Genomic DNA, 25,455 nt, shown 5'->3' on the forward strand with positions numbered 1-25,455 from the left:
AGGGCAAAATCCACGTAGGTGTTGCTCTCCTTGGCGGTGACGCCGGTCTTGGGCGGCGCCGGGTGGTTGTTGAATTTGATCCAGAAGGCGCACAACAGTTCCTTGGCCCGCTCCCGGGTCAGGCGTCCCTCGGCGAGGTCTTTTTCGTAAAACGGATAGAGATGCTGGTCCAGCCGCCCGGGATTGAAGGCATCCCAGGGGTTGAGTTCGGTGATGACCCCCACATGGACGAACCAGTAGGTCTGGAGGGCCTCCCAGAAGGTCTGCGGGGCGTGGGCCGGCACCCGCCGGCAGATGGCGGCCATCTGCATCAATTCGCGCCTGCGCTCCGGGTCCGGCGTCGATTCGGCCATCAGCGACAGCGCATCGGCATGGCGGCCGGCAAAGGCGATCAGCCCGTCGGCGGCCATGGCCAGGCCCGCCAGCTGGTTCCTTTTGTCCATCGCGTCACGATCACCGAAAAAATCGAGCCGGTCCAGGGCGGCACGGATCTCGGCCTTTAGATCCAGAAAGCCTTTTTGGTAAATCTTGTTCCCGCAGGCGGTGTGTCCCGGCGAGCGCTGCTCCTGGAATTCGGTGAAGACACCGGCGGCATAGGCCGCTTTCCAGTCTTCAGGCAGGTGTGAGAATAGTTTTTCCCGGATGGAGTGTCCCTGCCAAAAGGGGATGATCTCCTCACGGTAAACCTGCCGAACCGCGTCATCCACGGAAAAGGCCACCTTCTCGCGGCCGCTGATGATATCCAGATCCGCCTGCGAGTGGACGCACACCTCCGGGTAGGTGGGCGTGGCTTTGGGCTCCGGACCGCGCTCACCCACGATCAGCTCGTCGGGCCCGATATGGATCGTCTTGTTCTCCATGATATGGGCAAACGCCATGGCCCGCTGCACCGGGATGGACGCGGTCCGGGCAACGCCGCTTTTGTAAAAGCCGGTCAGCAGGCGGGCCCGCTCGGCCGACAGGCTGGGCGAGGCCGCAAGGCTCCGGGTTCTCAAGCGGGTGATGCGTTCGTTCATGATCATCCTCCAATGGATACGGTCAATCCTGCGGATTCGAACCGGTGTTTGATTGCCGCCACCCGGTCCGCTGCAGGAAGGTCAATCCCGGCCGTGCTGTCGGTCATCCCCAAGCGCCGGTACTTCTCGCCTCCGATGCGGTGGAACGGCAGCAGGTCCACCCCCTGCACCGCCTCGAGGGTGCCCGCGAACCGGACCATCGAATCGATATTGGCGTCACCGTCGGTAATACCGGGAACCAGGGGGACGCGGAGGCGTACCGGTGTCCGGCTCTCAGCGATCCGCTTCAGGTTTTCCAGAACGGTCCGGTTGGACACCCCGGTATATCGCCGATGCCGCTTCTCATCCATGATCTTGAGGTCGAAGAGCACCAGCTGCAGCCGCGGGAGGATCCGATCGAGGACAGCCGCCGGCGCAAACCCGCTGGTATCCAGCGCGGTGTGGATTTCCAGACGGTTGCAGGCCGTCAGCAATGCCAGTAAAAATGGCGGCTGAGCCAGCGGTTCGCCGCCGGAGAAGGTGACCCCGCCCCCGGATTCATCGTAAAACAGCACATCCTTTTGGATCTCTTCGATTAAATCATCGACCCCGATGACGGTTCCCACCGTCTCTTCGATCTCGCCGGACGACGTACGATGCGACATCGGCTGGGGCCGCGGGTCGAGGCCCTCGGGATTGTGGCACCATCGGCAGGACAGCGGGCACCCTTTGAAAAAAACCGTGGTTCGGATACCGGGCCCGTCGTGCAGCGCGTATTTCTTAATTTTGAATATGGTGCCTTCAGTCATGCCGCCCCTTGATCGGTCGGGATCGACGATCCCCTTCAGTGCTGATACGTCCCCCATACAACACGAGCGCTCCAAAGGCAACAGAAATTCAGGTCTTCAGACCACTTGATCGCTTAGCCGCCACCGGCCCGCATCAGGGGCCGGGTCAGGTGGGGAGCAAGTTTTTCGGACCGCTTGCACCTGCCTCGTGAACGAGTCATGAAACCTCTCTTCATTGCGAAAAAACGCTTTAGTTATCGAGACTATTACTTTTTCAGCGTCCCCTCGATGCCCTGCCCATTGACTTTGGATACGTTGTCGCTTAGCTTGACAGCATGCCTGATTTGACCATGCAGTCATTTACACCGCCGTCTGATTGATACTGTATAGTAGGCGCAAGGCTTGAATAGACGAATGTTTGGATTGGACCCGGCGGCCATGGCCGCGATGCTTTAAACGCAAGACGAGTGCCCACGGAGGGGTAAATGGCCAAACGAAAAGGGAAACCGGTGAGCTTTGATGCAATGGTCAAATTTTTCATGCACAACTACAACATCCCCACAAAGCGAGACATCGACGGCCTCAACGACCGACTCGACCGCCTGGAAAAGCTGATCAAGACAATGGCTCCACGGTCCCGGCGGTCAACGTCTACGAGCAATGGCGCCTCCCCCGCGAATGCCACGGAAACCGTCCTGCAACTGATCAGGCGAAGCAAAAACGGCATCGGCATCGCCGAAATCCGTGAGCAGACCGGCTACGACGACAAGAAGCTTCGCAATATTATTTTCCGACTGAACAAAATTGAAAAAATCATGCGGGTCAGCCGCGGCAGCTACAAAGCGGTGGAGTAGTCATCACTGCACCGGCAACCCGAATACAAGCAAGCGGCACTGGAGATCTTCATGACTATGCAAAAAGACGCAAACAACCCCGGCATCGCGCCCGGAGACCGGCTGGGCGGATACGCGGTAAACAAGGTGTCCTATCTGACGGACATCCAGTCCTGGCTTTACCAGTTGGAACATGAAGGCACCGGTGCCCGCCATATCCACATCAGCAATATGGACCGTGAGAACACCTTCGGCGTGGCCTTCAAGACCGTTCCGACGGATTCCACCGGTGTCGCCCATATATTGGAGCACACGGTCCTGTGCGGTTCCGAGCGGTTTCCGGTGCGCGATCCTTTCTTTTCGATGCTCAAGCGCAGCCTGTCCACCTTCATGAATGCCTTTACCGCCTCGGACTGGACCATGTATCCCTTCGCCACCCAGAACCGCAAAGACTACTACAACCTGATGAGCGTCTACCTGGACGCGGCTTTTTTCCCGGTTATCGACGAACTGAGTTTCAAACAGGAAGGGCACCGGCTGGACGTAACCGGCACAGGGAACGATGCGCGGCTGGAGTACAAAGGCGTGGTCTACAACGAGATGAAAGGCGCCATGTCGTCCCCGGACCAGGTCATGGTGAGGTCCCTGCTCAACGCCCTTTATCCGGACACGACATACAGCAACAACTCCGGCGGCGACCCTGCCGTCATCCCCTCGCTGACCCATGGGCAGCTCAAGGCGTTTCATGCCCGCCACTACCACCCGAGCAACGCCTATTTCTACACCTACGGCAATCTGTCCCTCAAGGACCACCTGGCCTTCATCGAAGAGCGGGTGCTTGGTCGGTTTTCACGCATCGATCCGAAAACGGACGTGCCCGCCCAGTCCCGGTGGACGGCGCCGAAGACCGTGGCTTATCACTACCCGCTGGATCGCAGCGAGGACCCTGCCAAAAAATACCAGGCCTGCTTGGCATGGCTGCTGACCGACATCAAGGACACCTTCGAGGTGCTGGTCGCCGCGGTGATTGAACAGGTGCTCATCGGCAATGCGGCATCGCCGCTGCGCAAGGCACTGATGGACAGCCAGTTGGGCACGGCCCTTTCCGATGGCACCGGATTCGATGCGGAAAACCGGGACACCATGTTCGCGGTGGGACTAAAGGATGTATCCGAATCCGACCCAGAAAAGATCGAATCTATCGTTTTGGACGTTCTGAAAAGCCTTGCCGACGACGGCATCGATCCGGAGCTGGTGGAATCGGCCATCCACCAGATCGAATTTCACCGCAAAGAGATCACCAACACCCCTTACCCCTATGGCATCAAACTGCTGATCGGGGTATCGGCCAGCTGGCTGCACGGCGGCGATCCGGAACGTATGCTCCAATTGGACGCGGATTTCAACCGACTCCGGCAGTCGCTGGCCAGCGGCCGTTTCCTGGAGGATAAAATCCGGCACTATTTTCTGGACAACCCCCACCGGGTCCGTTTCAGCCTGGTACCCGACCAGCAGATGGCCGAACGGGAAAACCGGCGCGTAGAAAAGGAACTGGCCGCCATCCTGGCCGGTATGGAAGATGCCGATCTGGCAAATATCCGGGCCGATGCCCAAGCCCTTGAAAAGCTTCAGGAAAGCCAGGAAAACCTGGCGTGCCTGCCCACCCTGCAACGCGAGGACATTCCGCCTTCCGTGGTGCGCGTAGACCCCACGCCGGGAGTCCTTCAGGAGCCGGTGTGGGCCTATGACCAGCCCACATCGGGCATTTTCTATTTTTCGGGGGGGGTGGGGGCCGGTGGCATCGACCGCCGACTGCTGCCGCTGGTTCCCTTTTTCTGCTATGCCGCATCAAAAATGGGAACCACCGACTGCGACTACACCCAAATGGCCCGCCGCATGGACCTGTATACCGGCGGCATCGGTTTTTCGGCCAACGCCCGCACCCGGTTTGACGACAGCGGCGACTGCCTGTCCTTTGTCTCGTTTTCCGGCAAATGCCTGAACCGCAACCAGGACCGGATGTTCGAAATCCTTTGCGAATTGATCTCCCGGGTCGATTTTACCAACCACACGCGGCTGCGCCAACTGGTCCTGGAATACCGGGCGGGTCTCGAGGCGGCAGTGGTCCACAACGGTCATCGGCTGGCCATCTCCCTGGCCTCACGCAACTTTACCCCCGCCAATCACCTCCAGGAAATCTGGGGAGGCATCCACCAGTTGCACACCATCAAACAGGTGGAAACGGAAACCACCGACGGGAGCCTGCAGCATCTGACCGCCAGCTTGCAGGCCATCGCCAACACACTGTTCAACCGGAACAATGTGAAGCTGGCCGCAATCGGGGAAAAGGCGATGCTGGACAGGGCGAAAGCACCCGTGAACACCCTGACCGGCGCACTGGCAGCCGGCGGGGCCGATGGCTTTGCGCCGCCCCTCATGGACGTGGCGACAGGCCTTCCCATGGAAGGATGGAGCACCTCCACGGCGGTTTCCTTCGTGGCCCAGACATTTCCGACCGTTCGACTGGACCATGCGGACAGCCCGGCCCTGTCGGTGATCGCCAAAATGCTGCGATCCATGTACCTGCATCGGGAGATCCGGGAAAAGGGCGGCGCCTATGGCGGGTTCGCCTTGTACAACGCCGAAGACGGGCTGTTCAGCTTCGGCTCCTACCGGGACCCGCATATCGTGGGCACGTTAACGGTCTACGATGGAGCGGCCGATTTCATCCGCTCCGGGAAATTTTCCGAAGAGGATGTGAAAGAGGCCATTTTGCAGGTCTGTTCGGAAATCGACAAGCCCGACCCGCCGGGTCCGGCTGCCCGTAAAGCCTTCTACCGCCGGATCATCGGACTATCCGACGAAACGCGCATGCGCAACAAGGAGAACCTGTTAAAACTGACCCGCAAGGCGGTGCTGAACGCGGCCGAGCGTTATTTTGACAATGACCACGCCAAAAAAGCCGTTGCCGTCATTTCCAGCCGCGACTTGCTCGACACCGCCAACGCAAAAATGGGGGAAAAGTCGCTTGCCATTCATACCGTTTAGCGACGCTGGGCCGCCGGCACCTGCCGGGGGTGGGGTGTTTTTTTTGATCGTACCGGACCGTCGACTCGATTTCACTTAACAACATGGGTAAATTGCCGATAAGGTATATCGAATCGCGCGGTCCGGATGCCGGATCGCTGCTCAACCTTGATTTCGGGGGCATCTCTTTTTGAACCGAACCACCCGTGCAGCCGATCAGTCCGTCTTCAGCGACCGGACACCACTCTACAACAGCGGTATCATCGGCAACTACATCCATTATCTGGAATCCAAGCATGCGGATGTCGATACCGACGGACTGCTGCGCTGCAGCGGGCTCACCCGATTCGACATCAGCGACGAGGGGCATTTTTTAAGCCAATCGCAAATCAACCGATTTCACCGTTGTCTGGACGAAGTGCTGACCGACCCCGGGATTTCCTACAAGGTCGGCCTGCACGCGCTGAATATGAAATCGACGGGAACCATCAGGCAGTATGGCCTCCAGTTCATCACGCCCGCGGCCATGTACAAGGCCGTCGACCGGCTCTACCCCAAATGGTCCAGGGGGCATGTAAGCAAAACCACCATCACCGGAAAAAATTGCGCTGAAGTGACCGTTTCGGTCAGACCGGATGTTCGGGAAGAACCGTTTCAGTGTGAAAACCGTCGGGGTATTTTAGAGGCCGTCGGTACGATTTTGACCGGCCAGGCCTCCCAGGTGGTCCATCCGAAATGTATGCATCGCGGGGATCATGCCTGCGAGTACCGGATTGCCTGGCAGGAAAAACCGTCCGCCGCCTGGAAACGGACAAGTGCCTATGCCGGCGCGCTGGCCATCGCTGTTTCCGCCGCAACGTTTTTATTCCTGACCGCGGCCGCCTGGACGATCTTGGCGTTGGCCATGGGGGTCATTGTCCTGTCTGTTTTGCTCGTTGGCAGCCGGCTGGAAAGAAAGGAAATGACCGCAACCCTCAAAGAGCAGGGCGATAGCGCCGGCCACCTCCTGGAAGAGATTGAAAACCGCTACCAGAACGCGAAGCTGGTTCAGGAAATCGGCCTGGCCGGGGCGGACATCCTGGAGGAGAATACTTTTCTCGACGCCGTTTTGGAATCCATGTCGCGAAACCTTGATTTTCCACGGGGAATGATCGCCCTGTGCGACGATGGGTGCAACCGGCTGTACCACGCTGCCGATTACGGTTTTTCACATGCAGAACGGCAGTTCCTGTCCCGGATGGATGTGGATATCGATCTGAAAAATTCGTCCGACAGGTTCATTCAATCGCTGAAAAGCGGACGACCGGTGTATTTGAGCGACATTCAAGGGCAAAGCAACGGATTGTCCGTCGACAGCATCAGCCTGATCGAAAACCTCAACGTCGAGGCGCTGATCAGCGTCCCCCTGATCCACAAAAAAGCACCCCTGGGATTGCTTTTAGTAGACACCACGGCCGCCAAAAGGGACCACACCACCAGCGATGTCCACCTGCTCATGGGCATCGCCTCACAAGTGGCCACCGGAATCATCAATGCCCGATCCTACACACAGCTGCAGGAAAGCGAACAGCGCTATCGCCTGCTGGCGGAGAACGTGACGGATGTCATTTGGATCCTCGATGTCGAGACATTGAGAATGAAGTATGTCAGCCCGTCTGTCGAAAAGGCCCAGGGCTATACACCCGATGAAATGACCGGCCTGTCCATTGACCAATATCTGACACCGGAATCCTTGCAACGGGCCGTTGCCGCGCTGGGTGAAGCAATGCAGCGGGCGTCGACGGGAGAGATCGACCCCAAAAGCTATTCCATGACCTTGGAACTGGATGAGTACCACAAAAACGGAACCATCGTTCCCGTGGAGATAACCGCTGGCTTCATCCTGGACAGCAACGACACGCCCAGCGCCGTTCTGGGCATATCACGGGACCTGTCCGAACGCAAAAAGGCCGACAACGAACGAACCGCCATCGAAAACAAGCTTCAGCGGTCAAAAAAAATGGAAAGCCTCGGGACCATGGCCGGTTCCATCGCCCATAATTTCAACAACCTGCTGATGGTCGTACTGGGCAACCTGGAGATTGCCAAAGCGGATCTGCCCGAGGGATCCAGCGCCGCCCGCAATATCCAGCGGGCGGCCAATGCATCCCAGCGCGCGGCGGACCTGAGCAATATGATGCTGACCTATGTGGGCCAGTTGAAAAAGGAGAGCATTCCGGTAGACCTGTCGCAAACGGTAACAGCGGTATTGAAAAACCTCGATGAATCCAAGATGGCCAATGTGAACCTGGACCTGGATTTGGCCGAACCCATGCCGCTGGTGGCCGCGGACGCCGACCAGATGCGCCAAATGATATCCGGATTCATCACCAACGCCATCGAAGCGCTGGGCGAACAAGAAGGCCGGGTTCGGATTTCCACCGGATCCATGCAGTGCAACCGGGAGTATTTGTCCACCACCTATTTGAAAGAAGATATGCCCGAAGGCATGTACGCCTATGTGGAGGTGGCCGACACGGGATGCGGTATGGACGCGGAAACCTTGGGCAAAGTCTTCGATCCCTTTTTCTCTACCAAGTTCACCGGCCGCGGACTCGGCATGGCGGCAGTCATGGGCATCATCCGGTCCCACAACGGTGCCATAAAGGTCAGCAGCGCAAGGGATAAGGGCTCGGTGTTCACCGCGCTGTTTCCCATACAGGGGATTTCCCTGCGGCCGGCGATGGTCGACAAGGAGGAGAATCAAAGCATGCCAAAGCGGGGAACCATACTGCTGGTGGATGACGATGAGATGGTAATGGACATCGGGAACCAGTTCCTCGAACGCATGGGATACACCGTGCGGACGGCATCGAGTGGCCAGGAGGCACTGGATATAATCAAACAGTCGTCGGATCGCATCGACTGTTTGCTGCTGGATTTTACCATGCCCGGCATGGATGGACTGGAAACCATGCAACAGGTCAGGAAGCTTTGGCCTGATTCCCGAATCATCATCACCAGCGGGTATACCCGGCAGCAAATCGAAGACCGTTTCGCCCAGATTGGTCCGCCGGATGATTTTATCCAGAAACCCTTCGAAATGAAAACCCTTCAGGAAAAGCTCGACCGGATCATCTCAACACCCGCGTAGACCGTAGGCGTCGATGGCTCATTCTCATCCAGGGCATCCGATCCCGATTTTTCAAGTGGAACCTTGACGCACGGGCCAAAACGTCCTATTCAAAAAAGCGCCCATTCGGCACGACGGCCGCTTGCTGTAACAGGGTGTTGAAAACCGTCATGAGCGCAGGCAAGACAAGGAAAAATTTGGCGAAACAGCGCAGTTTATGCGTGATAAATGAACACGTTGAACCAAATTTTAACGCTGTATGGCCCAGCACGAACGTTCTTCAACAGCCTGTTACGCCAACTCCTTAAAAACCGCTTACCCCTATTATTGCCCTGGTTCCGGCGCCGTCGCAGCGTTGCCGCCCGTTTTCAATTTCATCAACATTGAGGAGAACAGCGTCAATGGAAAATGAACTGTCCCGTCTCCAGAAGCTCGGCGAAACGATGACCCTGCACGGCACCCAAATGGTCCTGGCCCTATTGGTTTTGATCGTCGGCCTGTTGCTGGCCAGATGGATAGATAAGGGTCTGCGCAACGGTTTGCGCCGGCTGATGCCGACAGCCACCTTCATACCGGTTCTATGCAATACGGTGTATATCATTCTGGTCGCCCTCGTGGTCACCGCCGCCGCGATAGAATTCGGGGCCAAACCGATCAACATGCTGCGCCTGCTGACCATCATCTCCCTGGTGAGCGTCGGCCTGATCATCTTTTTCCGCCCCTTTATGCCGACCATGCCGTTCAAGGTGAAAGATACCGTCAAAGCCGGCAATCTGCTGGGAAAAGTCGAAGCCATGACGTTTCTCAATACCCGCATGCGAACCTTTGACGGCAAAACGTTTTTCGTCCCCAACCGGCAAATCCTCAACGATATCGTCATCAACTATCAGTACAGCGGAACCAGAAGGGTAAAAGTCGATGTGGGCATCCGCTACGACCAGGATCTGCTCAAAGCCAAGCGGGTTCTGGAAGCGATCATGACCGAGGACGCCCGGGTGAAGACCAAGCCGGGCCCCATGGTGTATGTGCTCAACCTGGCCAGCAACTGCGTGGAACTGGGGGGACGCTGCTGGGTGGACAACAAGGACTACTGGGTCGCCCGCTGCGACCTGCTGGAAAAAACCAAGCTGCGCTTTGACCACGAAGGCATCCAATTCGCCTTCCCGCAGCTGGATCTTCACATCAATGATGACGGGACTCACGGCGGCCGACCACGTCGTCCGATGCAGGGCCACCCGATGGGGCTCGGCACTCACGAAACCGGAGACGAAGAAAATATCTGATTGGGGGACCAATGAAAATTGCCGACGGATTGAAGCTGATCGAAAACGGGTGGATCCGAAAACCCAAGGGATTCAGGGTCAGGTTCCACCGGCGGACCGAAGCGGGGTTCGAAGCGGGTCTTTCACCGCCCCCGGAAGCGGCCCCGCTGAACTCGGATGTCACGGCCTGGCGCTATGCCTGGAAGCTGTGGCAGGCAACCCGGGCCGCAGCGGAAACAGAGGACCCGGGTGCCCTTTACAACATTACCGTGGTGGACGATCAGGATCTGCCGTTCCGATTCTACGGCACCGGCGAATGCGAGACCTACAACCCCAAACGCATCGACGGTGACGGCGGCCATGCAACCGGCGAAGAAAATGAAAACTGACGCAAGATCGATGAATGCATCCATTCTGCTGGCAGGCGCCATCCTGTTCGGATGCGCAGGACAACCGCCCGGGACGATTGGCCTGGATAACGGACGGCTTGCCCCCTGTTCCGGCAAACCCAACTGCGTGATCAGTCAGGGTGGCGACAGCCAACACCACATCGATCCCATTGCCTATGAAGGAGATAAGATCGGCGCCATGGAAACCGTCAAACAGGTGGTTCAGGAGATGGCCGGCACCCGCATCGTCACCCAGACCGACCGCTACCTTCACGTGGAATTCCGGTCGAAAATAATGGGGTTCATCGACGATGTGGAGTTCTTTTTCCCGGACACCGCCATTATCCATATGCGATCCGCCTCCCGGGTGGGTTATTTTGATTTTGGCGTCAATCGCAAACGCCTGGAACAGATCAGGCAACGGTTCCAGGAGCGGCTCCCAAAGGATGACAAGGCATGAATGTGGTTTGTGCGACGAGTGAAGATTCCCCGCGGCAAAAGGATGAGAATCGATCTCCAGTCCGCTGGTCAAACCCGCCGTTTGCGGCGGGCTTAACACTCGCTATCGCAGCTCAACTGCTGTGGGTCGTGCTGGTGCTCGCAAGCCCGGCTGCCGCCGGTGAAGTCTACACATGGACGGACGCGGACGGCAACATCCACATCACCGACCGGCCGCCTGAGGACAGCTCAACGATCGACAGCGTGATCCGCTATTCCAACCCGGCAGAACCGGAGGCGACACCCGACCCGACGCCGCAGCCCGATAGCATGGCGATGCAAGCGGCTGAACAGCTGAAAAGGCAGCTGAAGCGGCTCGATGAACGCAAAGCGCAGCTTGAAAAAAGCATTGCTGACAATCAGGTGGGCATTGCCGCAGCGGAAAAGGATGCCGCGTATTACCGGAAGCGAAGCGGATCCTATGCGCGCAGAAATGAAAAGTCCATCGAACGGCAGCTGGTGGTGCTGAACAATAACCTGACCGCCTATCTGAGCGATCTGCGCTACGTGGAAGAGGACATGGTGGAGACGCAAAAGCGTCTCGAAGACATCGAGCAGCGGTTGAAACGGCCGGGTGGCGAACCGGGTGCATTCACATCGGGAAACTGACCGCGGCGCCTCAACGGACCACCATCGTCAGGGGCGATCAACTGACATTGGGGGAGTGGTCAACAAAAAGGGAGACGGCCTTGAGACCATCTCCCTCGATTTGACCATTATTTGGGCTGCCGACGGGTCACAACAGGGCAGCCTGATTAACCATGGATTCTCTGAGGATGCCTTCCGCCGCTTTTTGATTGTCAACGACATAGGTTCCATTCTGCAAGTCGTTCCGGATCTGGGAAACCATCGCTTCACGCACATCTGGGACGGCGGCCATGGCCCGCTGGGCATCGGCGATGGACCGCCCCCGGCCGCTCAGCGCCACCCGGTCCTGCTGAGGGGTGGATGCCTCGGGTTTTTCGGGACTGACCACATCCTTGTTCTTGCCCATCGCTTGTGCACTCTGGTAAACAGTGAGTTTGGATTGAATAGGACTGCCTTTGATTTCCATGTTCGCGACTCCTTGTTGCACGGTTGTAAACCCATTATCGGCCACTTTACCAAAAAAACAATAGTTTTTTTGCATAACATGGCACAACACACTGATTTTTCATCCATTGAAGCCCTGATCGTCCGTTTCCGGGATCAGGCTGCAAGAGCGGTCAAACCCAAAAAAGAATTTGCGGAATCAGCACCGATGACCTAAAACAAAGGCCGGTTCAAGGCTGAAGAAAACGACAACCGATGCAACCCCGAAGGTGACTGACATGACCGATATTCCCCAACCCACGCTTGCCCGGGACCCCCACGAAAACGAATTCATCCAGGCCGTCGGCGACGTAATGACAAGCGTCAGGCCGGTGCTGGACAAAAACCCCGAATACCGCCACCACAGCATCCTTGAACGGATCGTTGAGCCCGAACGCATCATCACCTTTCGTGTGCCGTGGATGGATGACATGGGCCAGGTCAAGGTCAACCGGGGGTTTCGGGTGGAAATGAACAGCGCTATCGGCCCCTACAAAGGCGGGCTTCGGTTTCACCCGTCGGTAAACCAGAGCATCTTGAAATTTCTGGCCTTCGAGCATGTCTTCAAAAATGCCCTGACCACCCTGCCATTGGGCGGCGGTGCGGGGGGAGCGGACTTCGAGCCCAAGGGTAAATCGGACGGTGAAGTGATGCGCTTCTGCCAGAGCTTTATGGCCGAGCTGTTCCGGCATATCGGTGCGGACACGGATGTTCCCGAAGGGGATATCGGTGTGGGTTCGCGCGAAATCGGCTATCTGTTCGGCATGTATCGAAAATTGAAAAACCGATTCACCGGCGTCTTGACCGGCAAGGGGCTGGGCTGGGGAGGCAGTCTGATCCGGCCCGAGGCGGCCGGTTTCGGTTGCGTCTATTTCGCCGCCCGGATGCTGGCCACCCGCAACGACGCACTCGCCGGAAAAACCTGCCTGGTTTCCGGTTCCGGCAACGTGGCTCAGGCCACCACCCGCAAGCTGATCGAGATGGGGGCCAAGGTGGTCACGCTGTCCGATTCATCGGGACATATCTACGATGAGGAGGGTATCGATGCGGACAAACTGGCCTTCGTCTGCCGCCTGAAAAACATCCGGCGGGGCAGACTGAGCGAATACGTCGATCAATATTCCCACGCCGCCTACACACCGGCGGCCCCTGGCCATGGGGCGAATCCCCTGTGGCGACACCGCGCCCAGTGCGTCTTTCCCTGCGCCACCCAGAATGAAGTCAGCAAACAGGACGCCTATCACCTGATCAACAACAACGTCAAACTGATCTGCGAGGGCGCCAGCATGCCCTGCACCGCCGACGCCCGGAATATTTTCATGGACAAGGGGATCCTCTATGCGCCCAGCAAAGCGGCCAATGCCGGTGGCGTGGCCGTGTCCGGCCTGGAATTGACCCAGAACAGCATCCGCTTGACCTGGCTGGGAGAAGAGGTGGACAACCGGCTGAAGATCATCATGAAGGGCATCCACGACACCTGTCTGGCCGCCGCCGACGTACACGGCAGTCCCGGCAACTATTTCATGGGCGCCAACATCGCCGGTTTCATCAAGGTGGCCGACACCATGCTGGACCAGGGGATCATATAGCCGACACACCCCATCTTTTCATTCATCATCCGCGGTATCCGCTATATTGAAAGCCCTTGAAGGCAGGGCTGCCGATGATTACATTGGCTGCTCGTCGGCTGTTATGATTTGGATTGCCAGGCTGCCTTGAAACCAGATGCATCCGGCCCTTAGCCGATTATGGCGGCGAGTGCCGGCCGGGTATGATTGACGAACAACCGTTTGATAAAGGGGAAGGAGAGATCCATGATCAGTGATAAAATGACCCAGGCATTGAATGAACAGGTCAACCGGGAAATGTACTCGGCCTACCTTTACATGGCCATGTCGGCCCACTGCAACCAGGAGGGACTCAAGGGCTTCGCCAACTGGTTTATGGTGCAGTACCACGAAGAGATGCTCCATGCCATGAAGTTCTACGAATATATCCAGCGGCAGGGCGCCCGGGTAAAGCTCGCCGCCATCAAGGAGCCGCCCGCTACCTTCGAGTCACCACTGGACATGTTCACCAAAACCCTGGCCCACGAACAGTACATTACCCAGTCCATCAACGATCTCATGGAGCTGGCCATTGCCGAAAAGGATCATGCGTCCCAGATTTTTCTGGAATGGTATGTAACCGAGCAGGTGGAGGAAGAGGAAAACGACAACGACATGATTGCCCAGCTTAAATTCATTAAAGACAACCCCCAGGGATTGATGATGCTGGACCGGGAGCTGGCCGGCAGGACCGCCAACGTGCCTACGGATTTCAGCAAGGGAATCGAATCGGCCATGGCCGCATCCGGCGCGTAATCCGGTTGCTGAAGAACCGCGCTGGCCATGCCGATGTGGACGCGTGGTTGAACGCTGCCGCCGGTTCGACACGTTCGTTTAATTTAAAAACATGGGAAATACCGCCTTTTGAGATTGTCCTTTTCCTCGGAAGGCGGTATTTTTTGTCCCCATGAAAACAATGCTCAAACCCATGCTGCTGATCGCCGCCACCCTGGCGGCCGTGGTGTGCATCGTTTTCATCACCGCCCTCTTCTGGATCAAATCCAACCATGGTCTTCAATGGGTGCAGTCCCGGATCAACACCACGATCCCGGGAACGATCACCATCGAATCCCACCGGCTGTCCTTTCTGGAACCGGGCCTTGACCTTGACGGGGTCGCGCTTCAAGATCCCCAGGGGCTGGCCCTGGCCGGTTTAGCCCATCTTTCCGTGGAACTTGACTGGCGGGCCCTGTGGCGGCGTGAAATCCGCATAAAACGTCTCCTGCTGCAGGGGCCATGGACAGACCTGGCCCTCGATGAGGCCGCGGGCGTCAACCTGATGGCGGCCCTGGTAGCGCCTGCGCGGGAAAAGGAGACCGACGCGCCGATGTCCGAGGGCCCTGGACTGCCCTTCAATATCGTATGTGAATCGATTCAGCTGACCGGCGGCCGGTTCACCTTTACCCCGTCAGACGAGACTACCCGCCTCGAAGCCACCGGGCTGGCCCTTTCCGCCAAAGGCGATCTGGTGGCTCGATCGGCAGACCTGGAACTGGCAGTGGACAGTTTGCGGTTCAGCAGTGCCGGCATTAACCCTGAACCGGCCCGCATCGTCCTCAAGGCCCATCTGAACGGCGACCAACTGAACGTACCCGCACTGGATGTCGCCGCCGGCCAGACCACGATGAGGCTATCCGGCTCATCCGGGAGCCTGTTCACGGCGCCTTTGGTCGACAGCGTTCTCTCTGTCGACAGTCAACTGCATGAATTGAAATCCATTTTTAATCTTTCCGGAAACCACAGCGGTCCCGTCCACGCCAGGCTCGCCCTCAAGGGGCCGCTGGCCAATCCGGATGCCGAACTCGTCCTGACAGTCGACGGCGGACGGATTGCCGGCCAGTCGCTGGATCGCGGCGAACTGTCCGTCAGCCTCGAGGACCGGCTGGCGAGGATCGATTCGGCCGCCATCCGCCTGGCCGGCGGCACCGTCAAGCTGAATGGAACCGTCAATCTTCATGAGGCCTTTCCAACAGGCTTTCTCGATCCTCCAACGGATCCCGGCGCCATCGCTTACGACCTCAACCTGGCGCAGGCGATCCCCGACCTTCACCCGTGGCTGAAACCGTTTGTCGACATGGACGGCAAAATGACCGGCAGCGTCTCGGTAAGCGGAAGCGGCATCCGGCCGTCGGAAATCTCCGCCCGGCTGGCAATTAAAGGATCGGCACAGGCTCTGCTTGCCCCCGGCATGGCGCAGTCCATCGATGCCGACCTGAATCTGTCGGCCCGGATGGACCGCGGCACGATCGCCATATCCCGCCTCAACGTCGCAGCCGACGGCTTTAAACTGTCCGGGGATGGTCGTTTTCAGATGGACGACGGGAAACTAGCCGGCAAACTAGCCTTGGCGGCGGAAGATCTCTCCCGGGCCCTGGCCGTAGTCGGTGTTCCTTCCGTTTACGGCGCCTGCACGGCAGCACTGACCGTGGACGGCCATTTGAACAGGCCTCGGTTCACGGTGGACCTGAAATCGAAGGACCTGAAGGTCGCCCCCTATACCCTCGGAAATCTGATCGTCGAAGCCAGCATGGACCATGAGGGTCGCTTGAACCTGACCGCCCTGAGCCTGCAGAACCGGGACTCCCGGATCCAAGGCCATGCCCGCCTGCGTCTGCTGCCGGGCAGTGGCGGCATCGACCCCGAATTCGTCAACGTCCTCGATCTCACGCTGGCAACCCTGTCCGCTGCCGATTTCATGGAATCTCCGCCGATCAACGGCATTGTAGACGGCCGGCTGCAAATGGACGGTACGCTTGGATCACTGACCGGTGCGCTGACCCTCAACGGCAAAGCGCTGGGCATGGACGCTCTCCGTATCGGCGAGGTCGATACCCGCTTGCGGTTGGGTTCCGGCACCGTCTTTGTGGATCGACTGGAGCTGCGCAACCGGAATTCCACGGTCAACGCGGCCGGCAGCATCCAATTGCTTGCTCCCGGCACCCTGCGCCCGGTCGATGACCCGCCCATTGACTTTACCGCCGATTCAGATCACCTTGATCCGGGGGATTTCGTCGATGCGGCAAGCGGTGATTTCACATTCTCCGCTGCGCTCAAGGGCAGTCTTGAAAATCCCGCCGGCCGGTTCACCCTGATCGGCAGGCAGGCCAGTCTGGCCGGCCAGGCCGTAGAGACCTTGACTCTCGACACCCGTTTGGCGGACCGGCGCCTATGGCTGGACCGGTTCACCGCAGCGGTCGCCCCCGGCGAACAAATCGAGGGAGCCGGATGGATGGGCCTGGATAAGACCATGGACCTTCACGTCAAATCGAACGGCATCTCCGTCACCCGCATCGAGCGGCTGCATGATTTTTTCCCTGGCGACGCTATGTTGCGGTTTGACGTCTCCGGACAGGGAAGCCTGCAGAACCCGGACATTGACGGTATTCTGACAGTCTCCGACATCATCATCAATGACGGCGCCATCGAAGACGCCAACCTCACCTTCAGCCTGCACGACATGCTGGCCAGGATCACGGGCAACCTGAATTTCGAAATGGACGCCGCCTGCGATTTGAAAAAGGGGGATTTCGATGCCCGCCTGACATTTGACCGCACCGAGACCGCAAGCTATTTCAAGGCTGCTGGAAAACCTGATTTTCATGGTACGCTGAGCGGCCGACTGCAAGCCTCCGGAAATATCCGTGATGCCGCCAACGCCTCGGCAAACTTAGACTTGAACGCATTTCACCTGCTGTATAAGGACATTTCGTTGATCCAGTCCGACCGGATGGTTGCCGGGCTGGCCGGCCAGGAACTGATCATCCCCGAATTCGAGGCGGCCGTGCTCGATTCGGGCCGCCTTCGCCTGAAGGGAGATGCCCGGATCGGCGACCGGATCAATATGGATATCAACGGCCGGATCCCCCTAACTGCAGCAAAAATTTTCAATGATGAACTGGGCGATGCCAGCGGCATCCTTGTCTTGAAGGGCAAAATTGCCGGGGATACCGCAGATCCGCAGATCGACGCCCGCATCGATCTGGAAAACATCGGCATGATGGTTCCCGGCCTGGTTCAAAAACTTCACGATCTTAACGGCAGCATTCACCTGACCCCCGACAGCATCCGCATCGATGCCTTGAGTGGGATGCTGGATACGGGATCCTTTGGCGTTAATGGCAGTATCGCGCACAAAACGTTTACGCCGACGCGAATGAATCTTGCCATTGAGATGAAAGCCCTTCCGCTGGAAGTACCCGACACGCTGGCTGTGATGCTCAATGGTGATATCAACATCACGGGCAGCGACGAAACCGCCGCTGCCCGGGGAACCATTGTTTTGTTGGAAGGGGTCTATTACAAAGATGTCAAAATCAACCTGCTGCAGATGTCCACTGCCCGCCAGCGGGCCGTAGCGCCTGAGGCCAAACCCCTGACAATCCCCTATTTCAGCACGGTCAATCTGGATATCAAAGTCAACCATCGGCAACCCTTTCTGGTCCAGAATAACCTGGCCCAGCTTGAGATCAGTCCGGATCTGAGAATCGGTGGAAACCTGGCGCGTCCCATTGTCAGCGGCCGGGCCCAGGTCAGGGAGGGCACCGTCACCTTTCAAAAGAAGACCTTCGAAGTGAAAAAGGGGATCATCGATTTCGTCAACCCTTATAAGACCGAGGCCGAAATCGACATCGAAAGCCAAATCCAGATCCGCACGTGGCGGATCAACCTGGGGATCAAGGGAACACCGGACAACCTGGATCTCACGCTTACCTCGCAACCCGCGGAAACCGATGCGGACATCCTGTCGCTGATCCTGTTCGGCCGGACCGCCCAGGAACTCTCTGCCGGCGAGGGCGGCGCACAACGCACCACCGGCCAGATCATGGCCGAAATGATTGCCGACACGCTTGGTGACGACATTAAAAGAACCACCGGCGTCGATATTCTGCAGTTGGAAACCAACGGCAGCGGCGATGGCCAGGACGCCGCCGGCGTCAAGGTGACCGTGGGCAAGCATCTATCCGATCGCATGACTGTCAAATATGCGGTAGAGTCCAAGGATGGCGAAGTCGTCCAGCGGGCCATTACCGAGTATAAACTTCTGGAGCATATTCTGGTCAGCGGGTTTCAGGACAACCAGGGCATATACGGGTCAGAACTGGTGTTTAGGATCGAATTCAGGTGAATAAGCGGGTGACGCAACAACACGAAAAAAAACAGCTGCACCTGTGGGCGTTGGTCCTCGGTTTTATCTTGGTTCCGTTCGCTCGAGGTCTGGCCGCAGACACCGTCACCGTAGGCAATGATACATTTATTGCCAATGGGTCGAAGACGGTAGTCAGCAACATCCGGGTGGTCATCAATGACGCACCGCACCAGCAGAAGCCCTACGCCGCAATGGCCACACGCCTCATCCGCCTTAAACCCGGGGACCCATTAGATGAAGGCGCTGTCCGGGCAGCCATCGACGCGCTCAAGCTGAGCCATCGCTTTTCCGCCATCCATGTGGATTCGATCTCTGAACCAGACGGCGAAACGCTAACCTTCACCTTAACCCCCTATCGATTTATCAAAGATATCCAAATTCGGGGCCGATATCCTCTGTTCGAACGGGACATTTTAAACCAGATGACCATCTATCCGGGAGACCCATACACACGAACGGATCTATCCGCCCAGACCGGAGCCATCATCGAACGCTATCAGCGGGAAGGTTACGTGGACCCGAAGGTGTCCATAAAAGCCCAGCGGGACACCGAAGACGCTAACGCCGTTATCCTCGTGGATATCGACAAGGGACCTCACTACGTTTTAGGCAGATTGACCATCGAAGGCAACCAGGGTGTCTCTTCCAATGCGTTAAAAAGGCGCATGACCGTCTGGCGGGCGGCACTGTTGCCCGGAATCGGCCGATTCAGCGAATACCGGCTTAAAAAGGACATGGATTCGCTGTTGAAATACTACCGCAGGAAAGGATTTGCGGATGCCCAACTATCCTACCGTATCGATGATCCTAAAGACGCCCACCAGGTAAATGTGACCGTCCAGGTCCGGGAAGGGCCACGCTACACAGTTGTTTTCGATGGCAACCAACGGTTCTGGAACCTGACCTTGAAAAAGGATGTGGTCATTTTCAGCGATGGAAACCGGAGCAATATCGGCGTAAGAAAAAGCATTCAAAACATGAAGCGGCGGTACTACGAGGACGGGTATCTCGATGCCCGGATCAAAGCAGAGACAACGGATGTTCCCGGCAATCCGGCTAACATCCGTCAGTTGCGCTTCGTCATTAAAGAAGGGCCGCAAACGGTCGTGGACAGGGTCACCATCGCCGGCAACCATGTCCTCTCTGAAAAGGAGATCAGGCAACAGATTCTCACCCGCCCACCTACGGTTTTTCACGATGGCGCCTATGTCCCCGAGACCTTGGAAACGGACACCTATGCCGTGACCACCCTCTACATGAAACAGGGTTTCCAGGAACGCACGGTGGATTCCGAGGCGACTTTCAATGAAGACAAAACCGGCGCTGATGTCTCGCTGAATATCCAGGAAGGCCCCCGGACAACAGTCGGTTCCATTTTCATTAACGGATTGACGGTGTTGCCGGAAGCAAATGCCAGGAAGGTGCTGGTCCACAAAGTCGGCGAACCGTTTCGAAACACCGCATTGGATGCGGATAAGGAAGCCATCGTCAGCCTGGTTTCCGAGAAAGGGTACCCCCATGCCACGGTGCACGCCAGCGTCACCTACAGCGAGGACCGCACCCGGGCGGACATCGTTTACGAGGTCGATACCGGGCCGCTGGTGACACTGGGGGACATTTTCGTATCCGGTAACCTGCGAACTGCTGAAAAGGTAATCCGCCGCGAACTGGAAGTAGAGCCCCAGACACCTCTGTCATTACGGTTGCTTAACGATGGCCAGCGCCGGCTGAGAGACCTGGACATCTTTCATGGGGTGAGCTACCGAACATTCGGTTTGAAGGAAAAGGCGGAGACCGTAAACCTGTTCGTGGAAGTCGAAGAGAACAAACCCTACTACGTCCAGGTCAGCGGCGGCTACGAATCGGACAGCGGGTTTTTCGGTCGCACCAAAGTCGGCGATCGCAACCTGTTCGGCCTGAACAAGGATCTGTGGGCCGGCGCTGAAATCAGCCAGACCGGCTACCGGGTGGAGACCCGACTGACCGAACCGCGGTTTCTGGGCACCCGCACCACGGCGAGTATCGGGATATTCAATGAAGAGCTGACCGAATTCAACCAGCCGTTCGGCACCCGAACTACCGGCGGATCACTGGGGTTTGGCCGCGACTGGGGCAGGCATGTGACCACGGCCCTGAGTTTCAGGCTGGAAAGTCGGGATCAGTTCAGCATCGAGGATCGCGTCTCAGACGACACGGAGGAAGAGACCCGCACCATTTTCGTAACCACGCCCTATTTGCGCTACGACAGCCGCGACTCTTTCGTGCGGCCGACACGGGGGCTTCTCTCATCCCTGGGTGTGGACATCTCCAAGGGGGTCCAGAACCAGTTGGACGACTTCTTTCGCTACCAGTTCGATACCCGCTATTACTGGACGCCATTTGAAAAAGTCACCTTTGCCGGCCTGGCCAGGATCGGACAGGTGATTTCCTACGCCGACAGTGGGCTGGTCCCGGACGACCAGCTTTTTTTCCTGGGCGGCATTCAAAGCGTCCGGGGCTTTAATGAGAACCTGCTGCGTTTTGACAGCGAGGGAAATCCCGTGGGTGGAAAGAGGGCCATGGTAGGCAGTCTGGAGGCGCGAATCGACCTGGGATTGAATTGGGAGCTGACCACCTTTTTCGACATCGGCAGCGTCCAGCAAACCCTGGTTGAAGGTGGCTCGGACCGGTTCCGCGCCTCCGTCGGGCTCGGCCTGCGCTACATCACCCCCATCGGCCCCATGGGCCTGCTCTACGGGCACAAACTGAACCGTGAGGAAGGCGAATCGGCCGGTCGGTTCCATCTTTCAATCGGGTATAGTTTTTAAGCCGATGTCGCTGGCTTAAAAAGCTTTCATACGGGGGAACAGCCATTGTCGGTAAGGGACGCTCGCCGCCTCACGAACAGCCCGATGGGTTGGATGGTCACCTGCGGCCAGCTTTTTATGTCAGTTGACAGTTTACTGTCTCTAATTTTCCTCGCGATGCTAATCCGGCACTTTCCTGGCTAATTCGGTCATGTTGATGATGATCGCACTCGACCTGCCTGACATATCGAGGGTAAGGGTTTCAGGGCCTTTCAGCGCCCCGCTCTCCCTTAACCCGGCGAACTGAACGCCGCTTTCGGAAATCTGGACGAACATTCCCGGCGGGTCGTCCTTTTCATACGTGGCCAAGTCCAGCAAGATCGAAAAATTGGGACCGGCACTGGAAAAGACCTCCTCTATCCTTGACAACATCACGCCGATGGCATCCAGTGCCTTTATCAAAAAGAGTTCAAAGACATTCTGCCGCGAATATTCCCGCCCCCGCCCCCGTCCGGGATGGTTGTCTTTCAGACTCAACAGTTTGGCGTCGGAATAAAATTTGATCCGCCGTGCCGGGATACCGGTTATCGCTTGAACCGCTTTCGGGGAAAACACCCTATCCATCTGCCTTCCTCCTTAAAAAACAGTTAACAGTATTATGTCTTATAGCACTGCCTACGGTCAGTGTCGAGAATTTTTCATTCTTTGGGATCTGCTTGTCTATCTCACGGGGAAGCCGCCGCGATTCTTTTGGTTAGCGGGTTACAGCGAAATTCAGCGGATATGGCAGCCTACCATAACCATCCGGTTATACAGGGTTTACAAAACACGAGAAGTATGACAGGAAATGGTTTTACGGTCATGCGGCGGCTGCCCGGGCAATGCCCGGTCAAGAGTGGCATCGACAGGTGCCGCCGGTGTGCGCGCTGACCGAATTTGATAGTTTAACGTTTTCGGCAAGCTGTCCCTTGAAAAAAGCCGAAACCCGCTTTCTGCACGTCTCCCGGCTTCGCAGCATTAAAACCAAAATTATCGTTCTTGCCATGCTGGCCACCATTGTCCCATGCGTAATGCTGGGGGCCCTTTCCTATATCCAGAACCGAAAATTCTTGCAGGAGAAGATTGCCACCGATCTGCGCAATGCCTCGCTGCAGACTGCAGGTGAAATGCAACTGTGGCTAAAAGCACGCTTTTACGATCTGAAAGTTTTTTCGAGCTCCTATACTATCTCTGAAAACCTCCAACAGATATTGGACAATACGGAAAACCATGTAGAAAAGGCCGTGGCCATCAACCGGGTCAAGGCGTACCTGGCGTCGGTACGCGAAAAATTCACCGATTATCAGGAATGGATGCTGACCATCAGTGTGGGAGTGGCCCAGTGCAAAGAAGCGGATGACAGCGTCGAAGCCGTTCTGCGCCGCGCCGATGATGCACTTTACCGGGCCAAGGCAATCGGTCGCAATCAGGTTATCGGACCATGACCAGAGAGAGGTATACCCAACCCGTCAGCCCTTCTTCCGTGTCGATCCGTATCCAGTTCCCCATGTGCGAATAACCGACGACAGCGGAATCCTTTTCCAAGGTGGCGAGAATGCGAAAGGTGATTTCCGGCCCCTCCCGCAGGTTGGTGCTTTTCGTGAGCGTCAACGGCAACGGCTGGTCAAGGAACACCTCGCCGGACAACGGCGCCTGGTTATCGATACTCCGCAGTATCGTTCCCCCGGCGGCCGCCCCTTCCACGTCGGTGTCCGCAAGCCGGATCTTCATGGTCTTTACGGCGATTTCGGTTTCGGCGATGGTCGAGGCGGCCTCGGCCCTGCTTTCGATGCTCCTCAATTTCGCCTTGGTCCGCACCACCTCGGTGATGGCATCGTCCAACGGTTTCTGCTGAGATAGTACGCGCCGCTGCAGTTCATTGGCCAGCGCCTCTTTCTGCAGCATCCGTATTTCCTGTCGGGCTGCCATTGCCTCAAGTTCCTCGATCCTGGTCTCCCTGGATGCCAGGCGGTCTCGAAGGCCCTGGTTCTGCGTAACCAGTCCGGTGATTTTCTCCGATGGGCAAGGTGGGCAGTCAGGCGTCAGGGGAGCCGGCGGTAGCTGGACCTGCCGCTGCGCGCATGCGCCGATCAAACCGATCAGCAATATGCCGGCAATCGCAATACAGGCCAGCGATCCAGGTCTTTTTTTGTTTCTGGCATATGAATTCGCCCTTCATCACACCCATGTTGAAGATACCGGAAAATAATAAAATTGGGTTGCCGGGTCAAGCCTTTCGCATCCACCGGGCCGAGACGGTGAATATTGATGGAGCGATGATTATCCTGTTGTCAGGAATCGACGAAACCAACCGCAATGGAACAGAAAGGACTAAACATGATGACGATCACCGGAATTTCAGGAAGCCTGCGGGATCATTCATACAATGCAGGGTTATTGCGGGCTGCCGCGAAATCGGTTCCCGACGGATGCTCGGTCTCCGTCGGTTCGATCCGAGGCATCCCCTTGTATGATGGAGACGTGGAAGTATCGCAGGGCATCCCGCCCGCCGTCACCGAATTGAAACGAATGATCAAAGCCGCCGACGGTCTCTTGCTGGTCACGCCCGAATACAACAACGGCATCCCCGGGGTGTTTAAGAATGCCATCGACTGGCTCACCCGCCCCCCCGAGGAACGCATGCTCGTATTTGCCGGCAAACCGGTGGGCCTGATCGGCGCCACACCGGGCAATTTCGGCACCGCCTTTTCCCAGTATGCCTGGCTGCCCGTGCTGCGGGCACTGGGCACCCAGGTATGGTCAGGACGGCTGTTGTGGGTCAGCGGCGCCATGGGCAAGTTCGACGACCGGGGAAACCTCACCGACGACGGGGTGAAGGCCCAGTTGAAGAAATACATGACCGGATTTACGGAATTTGTTGGTCGATTGAAGGGGTAGTGCCGGCCTGCCGGCCCCGCAGGGACCCATTCATCCGGATGACCCGCTGCGGGTCCGGTCTGCGCCGTCCGCATGCACCCCCGGTTTATTCCCGGGCCGTAAGCAGCATGCCCAGGCAGACCAGGATCAGCGCCGCCAGGGCATTCCAGTGTAGGTGTTCGGAATCGATAAGGGCGACAGACAGCAGGACGGCACACACGGGAATCAGAAACCGATAGACGGCCATGCTGGACAGCCGGTTGGCTTGAATCAACAGGTACCACAGGGAAAAAGCGGACGCGGAAAGAAAGCTCAGATACACCAGCAAAACCAGCGATGACGGCGAAAAGGCCAGTGCCGTCGGGGGTTCGAAAAACAGGGCCAGCACGAAAAGGCCCACGGCTCCGGTGACCAGTTGGTAGGCACACATGAGCGGCGGATATACGCGGACGGCGGTTTTTTTGACCACGACCAGAGCCAGGGTCGAAGTAAGCGCGGTGAGCAGGATGAAGCCCTCACCCGTCAGGGTCATATGGAAGTTCAGGCCGTCGCCCTTTAGGTTGACCAGGACAATGCCCACGAAGCCGAGAATCAGTCCGGTGCCTTTTCGCAGGGTGAGGGGGTCGTCCTTGAACCACAGGTGTGAAAACAGGGCCAGGAAAAAAGAACCTGAACCGATGATGATGGAAGCCTTCACCCCGGTGGTGTTGGACAGCCCGATGTAAAAAAAGGTGTACTGCAAGGTGGTTTGCAGCATCCCCGTCAGGGCCATGGCGCCGTAGTCACGGCTTTGGGATAGCGCGATGGACTTGCCGCAGGCCATGACCCCGGCAAAAATCATCAGCCCGGCCAGGAAGAACCGGTAGGCGGCAAAGTAGAGCTTGCCGCCGGTACTGTGCTGAATATCCAGCATCACAAAGCCGGTCTTTACCATGGGAAAGGCACTGCCCCACAGCAGGGCGCATACCAGTGCCCAGAAAAAAACCGCCGGTGGCCAGGTGAACAGGTTGTCGCGGTTGATCATC

General features: G+C 57.5%; 19 protein-coding genes. 13 read left to right on the top strand and 6 right to left on the bottom strand.

The window, feature by feature from the left end; translation table 11 throughout:
* Both ACZCED_RS11390 and ACZCED_RS11395 read right to left on the bottom strand, forming a co-directional pair.
* Positions 1-1,016: pyruvate formate lyase family protein (locus tag ACZCED_RS11390; protein ID WP_464860825.1), on the bottom strand; the 1,016-nt coding region annotated here is incomplete at its 3' end.
* Positions 1,017-1,018: 2 nt separating this feature from the next.
* Positions 1,019-1,861 (bottom strand): glycyl-radical enzyme activating protein, encoded by an 843-nt coding sequence (locus ACZCED_RS11395; RefSeq protein WP_462967847.1) that lies wholly within the window; start codon positions 1,859-1,861, stop codon positions 1,019-1,021.
* 407 nt (positions 1,862-2,268) lie between these two features.
* Between ACZCED_RS11395 and ACZCED_RS11400 the strand changes: the two genes are divergently transcribed.
* The 7 genes from ACZCED_RS11400 (at position 2,269) to ACZCED_RS11430 (ending at position 11,513) form a co-directional block, all read left to right on the top strand.
* Positions 2,269-2,637 carry a hypothetical protein gene (locus ACZCED_RS11400; RefSeq protein WP_462967848.1) on the top strand — a complete coding sequence of 123 codons (369 nt, stop codon included), beginning with the start codon at positions 2,269-2,271 and terminating at the stop codon, positions 2,635-2,637.
* A gap of 51 nt (positions 2,638-2,688) precedes the next feature.
* Positions 2,689-5,664 carry an insulinase family protein gene (locus tag ACZCED_RS11405; RefSeq protein WP_462967849.1) on the top strand — a complete coding sequence of 992 codons (2,976 nt, stop codon included), beginning with the start codon at positions 2,689-2,691 and terminating at the stop codon, positions 5,662-5,664.
* A 169-nt stretch (positions 5,665-5,833) separates the two neighbouring features.
* The gene (locus ACZCED_RS11410) at positions 5,834-8,776 is read left to right on the top strand and encodes a response regulator (RefSeq protein ID WP_464860826.1); all 2,943 of its coding nucleotides are present in this window, start codon (positions 5,834-5,836) and stop codon (positions 8,774-8,776) included.
* Positions 8,777-9,156: 380 nt separating this feature from the next.
* A complete protein-coding gene (locus ACZCED_RS11415) occupies positions 9,157-10,038 on the top strand; it encodes a mechanosensitive ion channel family protein (RefSeq protein WP_462967851.1) in 882 nt (293 codons plus the stop codon).
* 11 nt (positions 10,039-10,049) lie between these two features.
* Positions 10,050-10,406 carry a hypothetical protein gene (locus tag ACZCED_RS11420; RefSeq protein ID WP_462967852.1) on the top strand — a complete coding sequence of 119 codons (357 nt, stop codon included), beginning with the start codon at positions 10,050-10,052 and terminating at the stop codon, positions 10,404-10,406.
* Positions 10,396-10,866 carry a DUF1499 domain-containing protein gene (locus tag ACZCED_RS11425; RefSeq protein ID WP_464860827.1) on the top strand — a complete coding sequence of 157 codons (471 nt, stop codon included), beginning with the start codon at positions 10,396-10,398 and terminating at the stop codon, positions 10,864-10,866. Before ACZCED_RS11420 ends, ACZCED_RS11425 begins: the two co-directional genes overlap by 11 nt.
* Entirely contained in the window at positions 10,863-11,513 is a 651-nt protein-coding gene (locus ACZCED_RS11430; protein ID WP_462967854.1) for a DUF4124 domain-containing protein, read from the top strand. Before ACZCED_RS11425 ends, ACZCED_RS11430 begins: the two co-directional genes overlap by 4 nt.
* Before the next feature lie 127 nt (positions 11,514-11,640).
* On the opposite strand, the gene flgM is transcribed toward ACZCED_RS11430, so the two are convergent.
* Positions 11,641-11,958, bottom strand: a complete 318-nt coding sequence (gene flgM, locus ACZCED_RS11435; RefSeq protein WP_462967855.1) for a flagellar biosynthesis anti-sigma factor FlgM — start codon at positions 11,956-11,958, stop codon at positions 11,641-11,643.
* 256 nt (positions 11,959-12,214) lie between these two features.
* Between flgM and gdhA the strand changes: the two genes are divergently transcribed.
* The 4 genes from gdhA (at position 12,215) to bamA (ending at position 21,535) form a co-directional block, all read left to right on the top strand.
* Entirely contained in the window at positions 12,215-13,564 is a 1,350-nt protein-coding gene (gene gdhA, locus ACZCED_RS11440) for an NADP-specific glutamate dehydrogenase (protein WP_464860828.1), read from the top strand.
* A gap of 225 nt (positions 13,565-13,789) precedes the next feature.
* Positions 13,790-14,338, top strand: coding sequence for a ferritin (locus tag ACZCED_RS11445; RefSeq protein ID WP_462967857.1), 549 nt, complete (start codon positions 13,790-13,792; stop codon positions 14,336-14,338).
* Between the two features lie 151 nt (positions 14,339-14,489).
* Complete coding sequence (locus ACZCED_RS11450; protein WP_464860829.1) at positions 14,490-18,707, top strand: translocation/assembly module TamB domain-containing protein; 4,218 nt, start codon at positions 14,490-14,492, stop codon at positions 18,705-18,707.
* A gap of 8 nt (positions 18,708-18,715) precedes the next feature.
* The gene (bamA, locus tag ACZCED_RS11455) at positions 18,716-21,535 is read left to right on the top strand and encodes an outer membrane protein assembly factor BamA (RefSeq protein ID WP_464860830.1); all 2,820 of its coding nucleotides are present in this window, start codon (positions 18,716-18,718) and stop codon (positions 21,533-21,535) included.
* A 159-nt stretch (positions 21,536-21,694) separates the two neighbouring features.
* Here bamA and ACZCED_RS11460 read toward each other — a convergent pair whose 3' ends face one another.
* Positions 21,695-22,138: a MerR family transcriptional regulator gene (locus ACZCED_RS11460; protein WP_462967860.1), complete on the bottom strand. Its 444-nt coding sequence runs from the start codon at positions 22,136-22,138 to the stop codon at positions 21,695-21,697.
* Positions 22,139-22,482: 344 nt separating this feature from the next.
* Between ACZCED_RS11460 and ACZCED_RS11465 the strand changes: the two genes are divergently transcribed.
* Positions 22,483-22,998, top strand: a complete 516-nt coding sequence (locus ACZCED_RS11465; protein WP_462967861.1) for a diguanylate cyclase — start codon at positions 22,483-22,485, stop codon at positions 22,996-22,998.
* Here ACZCED_RS11465 and ACZCED_RS11470 read toward each other — a convergent pair.
* The gene (locus ACZCED_RS11470; protein ID WP_462967862.1) at positions 22,985-23,458 is read right to left on the bottom strand and encodes an SH3 domain-containing protein; all 474 of its coding nucleotides are present in this window, start codon (positions 23,456-23,458) and stop codon (positions 22,985-22,987) included. The two genes, ACZCED_RS11465 and ACZCED_RS11470, sit on opposite strands and share 14 nt — an antisense overlap.
* 432 nt (positions 23,459-23,890) lie before the next feature.
* Between ACZCED_RS11470 and ACZCED_RS11475 the strand changes: the two genes are divergently transcribed.
* On the top strand, positions 23,891-24,451 hold the full coding sequence (locus ACZCED_RS11475; protein WP_464860831.1) for an NADPH-dependent FMN reductase: 561 nt from the start codon (positions 23,891-23,893) through the stop codon (positions 24,449-24,451).
* Positions 24,452-24,536: 85 nt separating this feature from the next.
* Here ACZCED_RS11475 and ACZCED_RS11480 read toward each other — a convergent pair whose 3' ends face one another.
* Positions 24,537-25,454 (bottom strand): DMT family transporter, encoded by a 918-nt coding sequence (locus ACZCED_RS11480; protein WP_462967863.1) that lies wholly within the window; start codon positions 25,452-25,454, stop codon positions 24,537-24,539.
* Position 25,455 lies beyond the last annotated feature (1 nt).

The organism is Desulfosarcina sp. (assembly GCF_055467485.1).

What these genes read in the sequence shown, in the direction of transcription:
- ACZCED_RS11395 (WP_462967847.1), bottom strand. Translation starts at nt 1,861, where the DNA reads ATGGGGGACGTATCAGCACTGAAGGGGATCGTCGATCCCGACCGATCA.
- ACZCED_RS11400 (WP_462967848.1), top strand. Translation starts at nt 2,269, where the DNA reads ATGGCCAAACGAAAAGGGAAACCGGTGAGCTTTGATGCAATGGTCAAA.
- ACZCED_RS11405 (WP_462967849.1), top strand. Translation starts at nt 2,689, where the DNA reads ATGACTATGCAAAAAGACGCAAACAACCCCGGCATCGCGCCCGGAGAC.
- ACZCED_RS11415 (WP_462967851.1), top strand. Translation starts at nt 9,157, where the DNA reads ATGGAAAATGAACTGTCCCGTCTCCAGAAGCTCGGCGAAACGATGACC.
- ACZCED_RS11420 (WP_462967852.1), top strand. Translation starts at nt 10,050, where the DNA reads ATGAAAATTGCCGACGGATTGAAGCTGATCGAAAACGGGTGGATCCGA.
- ACZCED_RS11425 (WP_464860827.1), top strand. Translation starts at nt 10,396, where the DNA reads ATGAAAACTGACGCAAGATCGATGAATGCATCCATTCTGCTGGCAGGC.
- ACZCED_RS11430 (WP_462967854.1), top strand. Translation starts at nt 10,863, where the DNA reads ATGAATGTGGTTTGTGCGACGAGTGAAGATTCCCCGCGGCAAAAGGAT.
- flgM (WP_462967855.1), bottom strand. Translation starts at nt 11,958, where the DNA reads ATGGAAATCAAAGGCAGTCCTATTCAATCCAAACTCACTGTTTACCAG.
- gdhA (WP_464860828.1), top strand. Translation starts at nt 12,215, where the DNA reads ATGACCGATATTCCCCAACCCACGCTTGCCCGGGACCCCCACGAAAAC.
- ACZCED_RS11445 (WP_462967857.1), top strand. Translation starts at nt 13,790, where the DNA reads ATGATCAGTGATAAAATGACCCAGGCATTGAATGAACAGGTCAACCGG.
- ACZCED_RS11450 (WP_464860829.1), top strand. Translation starts at nt 14,490, where the DNA reads ATGAAAACAATGCTCAAACCCATGCTGCTGATCGCCGCCACCCTGGCG.
- ACZCED_RS11460 (WP_462967860.1), bottom strand. Translation starts at nt 22,138, where the DNA reads ATGGATAGGGTGTTTTCCCCGAAAGCGGTTCAAGCGATAACCGGTATC.
- ACZCED_RS11470 (WP_462967862.1), bottom strand. Translation starts at nt 23,458, where the DNA reads ATGCTGCAGAAAGAGGCGCTGGCCAATGAACTGCAGCGGCGCGTACTA.
- ACZCED_RS11475 (WP_464860831.1), top strand. Translation starts at nt 23,891, where the DNA reads ATGATGACGATCACCGGAATTTCAGGAAGCCTGCGGGATCATTCATAC.
- ACZCED_RS11480 (WP_462967863.1), bottom strand. Translation starts at nt 25,454, where the DNA reads ATGATCAACCGCGACAACCTGTTCACCTGGCCACCGGCGGTTTTTTTC.